Source organism: Eggerthella sp. 1_3_56FAA, from assembly GCF_000185625.1.
In the GTDB taxonomy this organism is placed as follows: Bacteria; Actinomycetota; Coriobacteriia; order Coriobacteriales; family Eggerthellaceae; genus Eggerthella; species Eggerthella lenta.
The window spans coordinates 225,524-235,493 of the sequence record NZ_GL622580.1 but is presented as its reverse complement, the minus strand read 5'-3'; the positions used below and the strand labels follow the sequence as shown (position 1 = coordinate 235,493).

General features: G+C 65.9%; 8 protein-coding genes. 6 read left to right on the top strand and 2 right to left on the bottom strand.

What is annotated here, in order from left to right; translation table 11 throughout:
- Together HMPREF1023_RS06435 and HMPREF1023_RS06430 are read right to left on the bottom strand one after the other, a co-directional pair.
- Nucleotides 1–280, bottom strand: a 280-nt coding sequence (locus HMPREF1023_RS06435) for a UvrD-helicase domain-containing protein (protein WP_035578670.1), incomplete at its 3' end; no start/stop codon positions are given.
- Nucleotides 281–298: 18 nt separating this feature from the next.
- Nucleotides 299–1,114 (bottom strand): hypothetical protein, encoded by an 816-nt coding sequence (locus HMPREF1023_RS06430; RefSeq protein ID WP_009305384.1) that lies wholly within the window; start codon nucleotides 1,112–1,114, stop codon nucleotides 299–301.
- Nucleotides 1,115–1,383: 269 nt separating this feature from the next.
- Between HMPREF1023_RS06430 and HMPREF1023_RS06425 the strand changes: the two genes are divergently transcribed.
- The 6 genes from HMPREF1023_RS06425 (at nucleotide 1,384) to HMPREF1023_RS06400 (ending at nucleotide 9,765) form a co-directional block, all read left to right on the top strand.
- The gene (locus tag HMPREF1023_RS06425; protein ID WP_035578668.1) at nucleotides 1,384–4,965 is read left to right on the top strand and encodes a molybdopterin dinucleotide binding domain-containing protein; all 3,582 of its coding nucleotides are present in this window, start codon (nucleotides 1,384–1,386) and stop codon (nucleotides 4,963–4,965) included.
- 18 nt (nucleotides 4,966–4,983) lie between these two features.
- Nucleotides 4,984–5,643 carry a 4Fe-4S dicluster domain-containing protein gene (locus tag HMPREF1023_RS06420; protein WP_009305382.1) on the top strand — a complete coding sequence of 220 codons (660 nt, stop codon included), beginning with the start codon at nucleotides 4,984–4,986 and terminating at the stop codon, nucleotides 5,641–5,643.
- A gap of 3 nt (nucleotides 5,644–5,646) precedes the next feature.
- Nucleotides 5,647–6,546, top strand: a complete 900-nt coding sequence (locus tag HMPREF1023_RS06415; protein ID WP_009305381.1) for a DmsC/YnfH family molybdoenzyme membrane anchor subunit — start codon at nucleotides 5,647–5,649, stop codon at nucleotides 6,544–6,546.
- Between the two features lie 346 nt (nucleotides 6,547–6,892).
- Nucleotides 6,893–7,558: a 4Fe-4S dicluster domain-containing protein gene (locus tag HMPREF1023_RS06410; RefSeq protein WP_009305380.1), complete on the top strand. Its 666-nt coding sequence runs from the start codon at nucleotides 6,893–6,895 to the stop codon at nucleotides 7,556–7,558.
- 9 nt (nucleotides 7,559–7,567) lie between these two features.
- Nucleotides 7,568–8,584 carry a 4Fe-4S binding protein gene (locus HMPREF1023_RS06405; RefSeq protein ID WP_009305379.1) on the top strand — a complete coding sequence of 339 codons (1,017 nt, stop codon included), beginning with the start codon at nucleotides 7,568–7,570 and terminating at the stop codon, nucleotides 8,582–8,584.
- A 50-nt stretch (nucleotides 8,585–8,634) separates the two neighbouring features.
- On the top strand, nucleotides 8,635–9,765 hold the full coding sequence (locus tag HMPREF1023_RS06400; RefSeq protein WP_231566071.1) for a 4Fe-4S binding protein: 1,131 nt from the start codon (nucleotides 8,635–8,637) through the stop codon (nucleotides 9,763–9,765).
- Nucleotides 9,766–9,970 lie beyond the last annotated feature (205 nt).

The following is a 9,970-nucleotide window of genomic DNA, read 5'->3' as shown; positions in this document are numbered from 1 at the left end:
CGGCGGGCGCGTCCAGCACGGCGACGCACGTTTCGAGCGCGGTGCGCACATGCACGTCGTCGGCGGCGTGCTGGAGGTCGGGGCCGAGCGCGCGGCGAAGCCGACGGCGGAACGCCTGAGCCGCTGCGGCGCTCGACGTTTCCACGAGGATGGTTTCCGGGGCGGCGCCGCCGCGCACGAGGCAGGCGCAACGCCGAACGAGCGCTTCGGTCTTGCCGCTTCGCGCAGGTCCTTGCACCTTGGCGATGCGCCCGTCGAAGGAGGCGATGGCTTCGATCATGGTAAGGCTCCTTTTCGGTTACGCGAGGGTTCCGGCGTGCGAGTCGAACGTGCGCGTGCTGCCGTCGGCGTATTCGATCAGCCACAAGCGGTAGTCGACCTCGAAGTCGGGCTCGTCCAGGGCGAACGGCTCAAGAGCGGGCTCGTCCTCCTCTTCGGCGGCGTCGTTGGCCAAACGCGGCAGCTCCAGAAACGCCTCCTCTGCCGCGGCTTCGGCCGCCGCGGCCGCAGCCCGGGCCTCCTCTTCTGCCGCAGCCAGCCCCGCCGCCTTCTGCGCGTCGCGCTCGGCCTTCGCCGCCAGCCCGGCGGCCTTCTGTTCCTCGTATGAAGCGGGCGCGGGCAGGTAGGCGCGCACGACGTCCTCGCCCAGCGCGCCTTCGTTGTACGCTGCGCGCAGCTGCGTCAGAAGCTCGCTGGTCTCGGGTCGGATGCCGCTGACGTTGTCGCAATGCAGCAGCGCATGCAGCTGGCCGTTCTGCAGCTCCACGTCGATCCAGTCGAACACCAGCTGGGGGTTGCCCACTTCGCGCTGGCGGCGGTTGTAGATCAGCATGTTGTTACTCACCTTGTACAGCTCGTTGTAGAACCAGCGCTCCATAACGTCGTTCCACAGCTCGTCGGCGCCCTCGTCCTCGGCGCGCAGGTAGCGGCGCGTGCCCAGCTTCACGAGGAAGCGCATGATGTTCTGCGGCTCGCCGTCGCAGGCGGGATGGGTGCGCACCAGTGTCGACCCTACGTACGAGTAGCAGCGGTCGATTTCCAGGCGCACGTCCTCGCTGTCGAGGCGCTCGTCGAGGTCGAGGATCAGCGTCAATGACGGACGCGGTTGTGCCATGGCAGTCTCCTTCGTTCACAGGTTTCTTCCCGTTGCCGCACGCCCGGATGACGGGCGCGAACGGCAACCTCTTCGCTGCCATCAAGTATAGGTTGGGCGCGAAAAGCAAAATAATCCTTTGGGGATGATATCGGCGCGTTTCATCCATCCACCCCTTATGATTTGGGCTTTTGCTCCGTTCCTAGAATGGGGAAACCGGTTCCGGCGTATGGTCGCGCCGGGTTCCGGCAGAGACGAACGAAGCGAGAAAAGGAAGAGAGGAGGGGCACATGGCGAACCTATCACTGAGTCGTCGAAGCTTCTTGAAGGCCTCTGCCATGGCTGCCGCGGCAACCACGGTGGGCTTCGCAGCAACGCCTTCGACGGCGTTGGCCGAAGGTGAAGACGCCTCAGCGGGCGAGATCAAGCGCATCCGCTCCTGCTGCCGCGCGTGCGGCAAGGTGGAGTGCGGCGTGTGGGTGACCGTTCAGGACAACAAGGTCATCAAGGTCGAGGGCGACGAGTCCAACGCTCACAGCCGCGGTCACTGCTGCGCGAAGTCGCAGTCGTCCATGCTGGCTCTGTACCATCCCGATCGTCTGCGCTACTGCATGAAGCGCACGAACCCCAAAGGCGAGGACGACCCCGGTTGGGTGCGCATCACGCTTGCCGAGGCGTTCGACGAGGCGGGTGCCAAGTTCAAGGAGATCGTGGAGAAGTACGGCGGGGAAGCCAACTTCGCCATGGGCGGCACCTCGCGCGTGTGGGCGCAGCCGCCGTACGGCACGCTGAAGTCCATCTTCCCCACGCCGAACGCGCACCTGGCCTACGAGATCTGCAAGGGTCCGCGCCACTTCGGCGGCATCCTCACCGACGAGATCGGCTCGCCGTGGATGGAGGTTGAGCAGGGCCCGCTGGTGTACGTGCAGTGGGGCACCGCGTCGGAGTACTCGAACTACGACTCCACGAACCGTACGGTGGTGGACTGCTCGCAGCGCGCCTACAAGCACATCCTGGTGGATCCCCGCATGACGCCGCTGGGCAAGGAAGCCGACGTGTGGCTGCCGCTGCGCGTGGGCACCGACCTGTGCCTGTCGCTGGGTTGGCTCAAGTGGATCCTCGACAACGAGGCGTACGACGACGCGTTCGTGCGCCGTTGGACGAACGCCCCGTTCTTGTGGAACCCCGAGAAGGACGGCCGCACGGCGAAGGGTTGGTTCATGGAAATGAACGGCGGCATCGACATGGAGAGCCGCATCCTGACCGAGGCCGACTGCGACCCCGAGTGGATCGGCCAGTACTGGGACTACGAGGGCCGCTACCAGCGCTTCATCTGCTGGGACGAGAACAACAACAAGCCTACGTACTGGGATGCCGAGGCCTGCCAGTGGGAGGGCGAGAAGCACAAGATCCCGACGACGGGCACCTGGATCGAGCATCCGTACAAGCCCATCATCGCGGACGCCTGGCTGCCCGACCCCTCCAAGTTCGCCGATCCGGCCGACGCGCAGTACGACGCCTACTGGGACGAGGGCAACGAGGGCGGCAAGCGCTCGAACCCGGCCGGGCTGCCCAAGAACCCGGCGCTGTTCCCCGGCGGCGTGGAGGTGAAGCTGAAGGACGGCTCCACCATCAGCGCCGACACGGTGTGGGAGGCGTTCTCCGACAGCCTGGAGCAGTACACGCTGGAGTACGTGTCCGAGGTCACCGAGGTGCCGGTCGACAAGATCGAGGAGGGCGTGCGCATCTACACGACGCGCCTGAACCCGCTGCACGGCAACGGCGGCATCCACTACCAGCTTGCTCCCGACCAGACGGGCCACGCGGTGCAGAACACCCGCGCGCTGCAGCTGATCGCCTGCATCACCGGCAACTCCGACGAGCCCGCCGGCAACCGCGGTTCGTCGAAGGCCCAGGTGGACGGCTGCTGCGGCCGCGCCAACATGCTGGTGACCGACCATGAGCCGAAGGACTGGGGCTTGGACGTGGGCACCATGGAGCTGGGCAACACCCCGCGCGACCTGTCCGTGGAAGACCAGATCCCGCTGATCCAGAACTTCGTGCAGTACCTCATCGACGAGAAATCGCCCTTGGCCGAGCGCTACGGCAACAAGGTTCCCACCGCCGAAGAGGCGCGCTGGATCGCCGAGCGTAAGGGCGGCGCCTACAAGCCCAGCCGCTCGTGGCCGGCGCTCAAGACGTCGTTCGACAGCAACGAGAAGCAGATTTCCGCCGAGCGCTTCCCGCTGCTGCGCTACTGGAACCGATGGGCCGACTCCGCTGCCATCTGGGACTCCATCAACGGCATCGACACGCCGTACCAGATCCACGGCGGCGTGTGCATGTCGGGCGACTTCATGAACGAGTCCAACCTGCTGGAGGCTTGGGAGGCGCTTACCCGTCTGGACTTCTGGCTGGACTTCAACCTGTGGTCCTGCCCGAACAACGGCTGCGCCGACATCGTGATCCCCGTGCTGCACTGGCTTGAAGTGAACACGGGCCGCGTGTCGCAGGGCGCGGGCGGCATCTTCGGCGCCGGGCAGCGCTGCGTGGAGCCGATGGGCGATTGCATCTACGACCCGGTTGCCGTCATCTGCCTGTACAAGGCCATGGGCGTGGTGTGGAACAACCGCGACCCCGAATACGACGAATGGAACAACCTGGACTACCGCGACTTCGTGCAGATGGGCGGTAGCGTCGGTTACGAGGAGCAGGAGTACCGCGTGCTCAAGGACGCCACCGACTGGTGGAAGACCGAGGAGTTCCCCGACGGCCCCGACTTCCCGCAGTACGCGGCGAAGTTCCAGGAAGAAGGCTGGTTCGACTGCCGCAAGTGGCACCCCGAGCGTTGGGGCACGTACCGCCGTTGGGAGATGGGCTACCGTCGCCAGCAGGGTGGCTACAACCTGTACGCGGCCATCGACGAGAAGTGCGGCTTCATGACCCCCACCGCCAAGGTGGAGGTGTGGTCCACCATCGCCGAAACGTACATCCCCGACGGCGCGGCCACCTTCGCCAGCACGAACACGGTGGATCCGAACATCCCCGACATCGACAAGTTCCCGCACTGGGTGGAGCCGAAGAACTCGCGCGTATCGAATCCCGAGTACTTCGACGCCTCGCTGGTCGACCAGATCAAGACGTCGGACGCCTACATCAACGACAACTACCAGGGCGATCATCTGGTGGAGGAGTACAAGGAGGCGCTGACGGCGCATCCGGACAGCGCGTTCATCATGACGACGGGCTCCCGCCAGCCGGTGTACTTCCACTCCGAGCATCGCCAGCTGCCGTGGTGCCGCGAGCTGTGGCCCAGCCCTCGTTTGGAGATGAACCCCAACGACGCAGCGCGCCTGGGGTTGGAGCAGGGGCAGTGGATTTGGATCCGCAGCCCGTGGGGCGCCATCCGCGAGGTCGTGGACTTGTACTACGGCATCAAGGAGGGCACGGTCAACGCGAACCACGCCTGGTGGTATCCCGAGATCGACACCGCTTCGCACGGCTTCGAGCTGGTGAACATCAACTGCACGATGGACAAGTACGCGCAGTGTTGGATTTGCGGCGCGTCCCAGCTGCGCGGCGTGCCGGTGCTCGTGTACCCCGCGACGCCCGAGAACTCGCCGCATGGCAACCCGGTTCCGTGCGACCCGCAAGGCAATCCGGTCATCACGAACGCAAACGATCCGCGCCTCAAGGAATGGTTGGCGAACGATCCGCGCCTGGAGGATTCCAAGGTGGAGCTCACGTTCGCGAACATGGCGGCGGTCGGCTGCCAGCCGAGCGTCCAAAGCCCCGACCTGCTCTCCGGCGGCAAGCTTGCCGTGGGCAGCGTGGGCGGCGACGCGCTGGGCGCTTATTCGAAATCGAAGTAAAGGAAGGAGGTTCACCACATGGCAAACTACGCGATCATTACCGACTTGAACCGTTGCACCGGCTGCCTTGCGTGCACGGTTGCGTGCAAGGCCATCAACGGCGTCGACGTGGGATCGTTCTGGATCAAGACGCTGCGCGTCGGCCCGCATCCCATCGAGGGCGGCTCGGGCACGTTCCCGGACGTCGAGATGTACTTCCTTCCCGTCCAGTGCCAGCACTGCGAGAACCCCGAATGCGTGAAGGTGTGCCCCACGGAAGCGTCCCACATCCGCGACGACGGCACGGTGCAAATCGACAAGTCGAAGTGCATCGGCTGCCAGTTCTGCGCGATGGCGTGCCCGTACGGCGTGCGCTACCTCAATCAGGAAGAGCGCGTCGTGGAGAAATGCACGCTGTGCGAGCAGCGTATCTCGCAGGGCGAGCTTCCCCAGTGCGTGGCCCAGTGCGGCGCCCGCGCCCGCTTCTTCGGCGACCTCGATCAGGGCGTCGACAACTTCGAGGGGCCGGCGCATCCCGACAGCCCCGGCTGCCAGTACGAGGAGATGACCCAGACGCGCGTGAAGCTGAAGGACTACGTCGAGCCGTACACCGAAAACGATATCCACCATCTTGCGGATGTGGGCAACGAGCCGAAGCTCATGTACCTCATGCGCGAGGGCCGAAAGTGGAGGGAGTAGACTATGCATCCTGAATGGCCCCTTATTCTCTTCACCTTCTTCCTATGCGTCGCAGGCGGCGCGCTGGGCGCGCAAGGCCTGCTGAACGTCATGGGCAAGGGCAAGAAGATGCAGCTTGCATCGCTGGTCACCGCGCTGGCGGCGTTGGTGGTCGGCGGGCTGTCGGTGTTCATGCACCTGCAGCATTGGGAGCGCATCTTCAACGGCTTCGGCCACATCACCTCGGGTATCACGCTGGAGTTCATCGGCTGCATCGTGTTCGCGGTGGTGCTGGTGCTGTACTTCCTGATGATGCGCCGCGCCGAAGACGGCATGGCGCCGAAATGGTGCGGTGTGCTGGCCATCGTCGTGGGCCTGGCGCTGCCGGTGATCACGGGCATGAGCTACCTCATGGCATCACTGCCGTCGTGGAACACCCCGCTGCTGCCGGTGTACTACTTGGCGAACACCGTGTTCATGGGCGGCTTGACGGCGCTGGTCATCGCCGGTTTGACGAACGATGACAGCGCGAAGGACCTGGGCGTGAAGGTGGCCTTGGCCGGCGGCGCGCTGCAGCTGATCGCCGTGTTCACCTACGCGTTCATCATCAACGGCTCGGCCGGGCTGTACTCGGCCGACATCCAGTACTACTTCGATCCGACGCTGCCCGACGTGGCCATGGTGGACCGCGCGTCCATCGTGGGCAGCATCTTCGCCGGTGCCAATGCCGTGATGTTCTGGCTGGGCACGGTGGCCGTCGGCCTGGTTGCTCCGCTGGTGCTGACGTGGCTTGCGAAGAAGGTGGAAACCGGCAAGAAGCTGGCCGCGTACGCGGGCGTCGCCCTGGCGTGCGTCGCCGTGGGCGGATTGTGCTGGCGCGTGATCCTGTACGTGGTGGCTATCAGCATCTTCGCTTTGTACTAGGAGACGGAAGGGCGCGCTCGGGCCGAGATTCTGGTCGATCTTGGTCCGAGCGTCCGAACCGGTTGCGCCGCTCAGCGCGGCCGGTGCTCTTAAACAGATGTGATGGACGGGGCTTCTCGAATGGCACAGCTCCGCTTCTCGCAAGGCAGGGAAGCCCCGTCATCTGCCTTTCGTCGTTCTGTCGAACGACGAAAGGGCCGACGCTGCGGTCTGCTGTGGCACCCCATCTCGACGCTTTCGCACGTGCCCCTCTCGTGCGAAGCACGCTCGGCCGTGCGACACGCCGATATGCGGCACCACAGCAAACCTCGCTGACTGATAAGGACCAGTGGGCAAAGGAGGAGACATGAGCGAAGAGGACGAGATTTCGTCGAAGAGGGCGAAGGGGCCGTTGGACGTGTCGCGGCGCGCGCTGCTCATCGGCGCGGGAAGCACGGCGGCGCTGCTGGGATTGGGGGCGCTGCGCTATGCGGGGCATAACCCGTTGGTGCGCCCGCCGGGAGGGCAGGACGAGGCGCGCCTCGTGTCGGCGTGCATCCGATGCGAGAAGTGCTACGAGGCGTGCCCGCGCGGCGTCATCGTGCCTGCGCATATCGAGGACGGGCTGCTGGGCATGCGCTCGCCCGCGCTGAAGTTCGACGCCGATTTCTGCGACTACTGCGCCGACGAGAACGGCGGGGAGCCGTTGTGCGTGAAGGTGTGCCCCACCGAGGCGCTGGCGCTGCCCGCAGACGCTACGGCGGAGAACACGCTTTTGGGTTTGGCCGTGATCGACGAGGCGCAGTGCCTTGCATTCCGCGACACGGGGTGCCGTTACTGCTACGACGCGTGCCCCTACGAGGCCATAGAGCTGACGGGCGAGGGCGCCAACCCGCACGTGTCCGTGCTGGCTGACAAGTGCAACGGGTGCGGCGCATGCGAGAGTGTGTGCGTATCGCTGAAGGCGGGGTCCATCGTGTCGGGCGCGCAGGAGCGCGCCATCGTCGTCAAGCCGATCGAGTCGGCGGAATAGGAGGCGGCAATGAACTCGAACAAGCTGCGCACCATCGTGGCGGCCGCGATCTTCGTCGTGCTGTCCGTCGGGCTGATCGCGGGCGTGAGCATGGGTACGCTTTCGGGCTTCGGCTGGGAGACGTTCTCGGCGTTGTGCCCGCTGGGGGCGCTGGCCACCATGATCGCCACCAAGACCGTGGTGCCGCGCGCGGTGGTGTCCATCGTCATCATGGCGGTGCTCGTGCTGGCGGTGGGCCGCGCGTTCTGCGGGTGGGTCTGCCCCGTGCCGCTGCTCGACCGCGTGCGCGGGTTCTTCCGCTCGCCCAAGAAGCGCACGGCGCTTGAGCAGGCGAAGCGCTCGGAGATGCTGGGCATCGCGAAGAGCGAGCTGGGCGAGGCGGCGGCATCCCCTGAGCGAGCGAAGCGAGTCGAAGGATCTCCGACAGCGGCCGACGGCGCGTACTCTCACGATTGCGGGAGCTGCTCGTCGTGCAAGGGGGTGCGTGCGAAGCTGGATTCGCGCCACTACGTGTTGGGCGGCGCGCTGCTGTCCACGGCCGTCTTCGGCTTTCCCGTGTTCTGCCTGGTGTGCCCCATCGGGCTGACGTTCGCCACCGTGCTGGTGGTGTGGCGCCTGTTCGCGGCGGGCGATATGACGTGGTCGGTGGTGCTCATCCCGCTGTTGCTAGTGGTGGAGCTGGTGTTCTTGCGCAAGTGGTGCACGCGGTTCTGCCCGATGGCGGGGCTGATGAACCTCGTGTCGCGCTTCAGCAAGACGTGGCGGCCGGTCATCGACGAGTCGAAGTGCCTGGAGACGGTGAACGGCGCAGCGTGCAGCAAGTGCGCCATCGCGTGCGAGGCCGATATCAACCTGCGGCATCCCGATTTCGGCGAGCGCACTCTGGCCGACTGCACGCGATGCCGAGCCTGTGTGGACGCGTGTCCGGCGAAGGCGGTCAGCATGCCGTTTTTGGTGAAGAAGGGTGCGGGGCCTCAGGCAAGCACGGTCGTGCTGGCCGACATCGACGAGAAGACGGCCGAGTGATGGACGGGCGCGCGAGCGAGCGATCGCGGTCGAACCGAAGTATCGTAGGCGTGCTGGACGGGGTGTCCAGCGAGGCCATCGTGGTGCACCGGGAGCGGTGCGCGAAAGTGCGCAACCGCAACGTCGCGTGCTTGAAGTGCGCCGACGCATGCACGTCGGGCTGTATCGCGCTGGTGGACGGCGAGCTGCGGGTGGACGCGGCGAAGTGCATCGGATGCGGCACGTGCGCGACTGTGTGCCCCACGAGCGCGCTGGAAGCGCGCAACCCCAGCGATGCGCAGCTTGCGCAAGCGTGCCTGGGCGCGCGGGTTGGCGACGAAGTGGTGGTGGCGTGCGAGCAGCTGCGGCGTGCGGCGGGCGGGTTGCTCGACGAAGGCCATGTGGCGAACGTGGTGTGCTTGGGACGTGTGGACGAGTCGCTGACCAGCGGGCTTGCGGTTGAAGGCGTACGCCGGATCCGGCTTGCATGCGGCGACTGCTCGCGTTGCGAGCAGGAGCACGGCGTTGCCACGGCGCGCCTGGTGGCCGCAACGTCCAACGCCCTGTTCGAAGCCTGGGGAAGCGATGCTCGGGTGCAGGTGGTCGAAGGCGTGCCTGCCGGCGCCTGTGTCGAGGGCGTTGGCCCTGATGGGGCAGCGGCTGCCGTGGCGGCGTACTTCGCTGAGCGCCGCGGCAACGAGCACATGGCGGTTTCGTCGGCTGTTCCTGCGGCTGCGGCTCCCGCTGCGCTTCCGCGCGTTACGAAGGACGGCACGTTGCCCCATTTCGTTCCCGATCGGCGCGAGGCGCTGTTGGACAATCTGGCGCAGCTGGGCCAGCCCGTACTGCCCAGCGTTGCGACGCGCCTGTGGGGTTGCGTGGTGATCGACGGTCGTGCGTGCTCGTCGTGCCGCATGTGCGCGACGTTCTGCCCGACGGGCGCCATCCGCAAATTCGACAACGACGATGGAACGCTGGGCGTCTACCACTATCCCGGCGAATGCGTGAAGTGCGGCAGCTGTCGCGACGTATGTCCCGAGAACGCCATCGAGCTGCTCGACGAGGTTCGCCCTGCGTACTTGCTTGAAGGCGCGGTGCATCGCTATGCCATGACGCCGCGACCGGTCGAGTTGGGCACCGCCCAACAGATGGTGGACACCATGCGCCTTCGCATGCAAGGATCAGACATTTTCGAGAGGTAAGCGCTCCCTCTCCCTCTTCGCTCGGGAGCGCTGTGCCCAAGCCCCGCCTACCGGAACCCCCCCCCTTCTCCGGTAGGCGGGGCTGTTTCGTTGCGGAGCGATCGGGCTGATGGGCGAGCTGCGGAATAGCTAGTGGCGGCGATCCGCCCATCGAGCGACGGTGAACGCGCGTCGAGCGGCGGGCGGCGATCCGCCATCAAGCATC

Bases quoted from the DNA above. Each gene is read 5' to 3' on its own strand.
- HMPREF1023_RS06430 (WP_009305384.1), bottom strand. From the start codon at position 1,114: ATGGCACAACCGCGTCCGTCATTGACGCTGATCCTCGACCTCGACGAG.
- HMPREF1023_RS06425 (WP_035578668.1), top strand. From the start codon at position 1,384: ATGGCGAACCTATCACTGAGTCGTCGAAGCTTCTTGAAGGCCTCTGCC.
- HMPREF1023_RS06420 (WP_009305382.1), top strand. From the start codon at position 4,984: ATGGCAAACTACGCGATCATTACCGACTTGAACCGTTGCACCGGCTGC.
- HMPREF1023_RS06415 (WP_009305381.1), top strand. From the start codon at position 5,647: ATGCATCCTGAATGGCCCCTTATTCTCTTCACCTTCTTCCTATGCGTC.
- HMPREF1023_RS06410 (WP_009305380.1), top strand. From the start codon at position 6,893: ATGAGCGAAGAGGACGAGATTTCGTCGAAGAGGGCGAAGGGGCCGTTG.
- HMPREF1023_RS06405 (WP_009305379.1), top strand. From the start codon at position 7,568: ATGAACTCGAACAAGCTGCGCACCATCGTGGCGGCCGCGATCTTCGTC.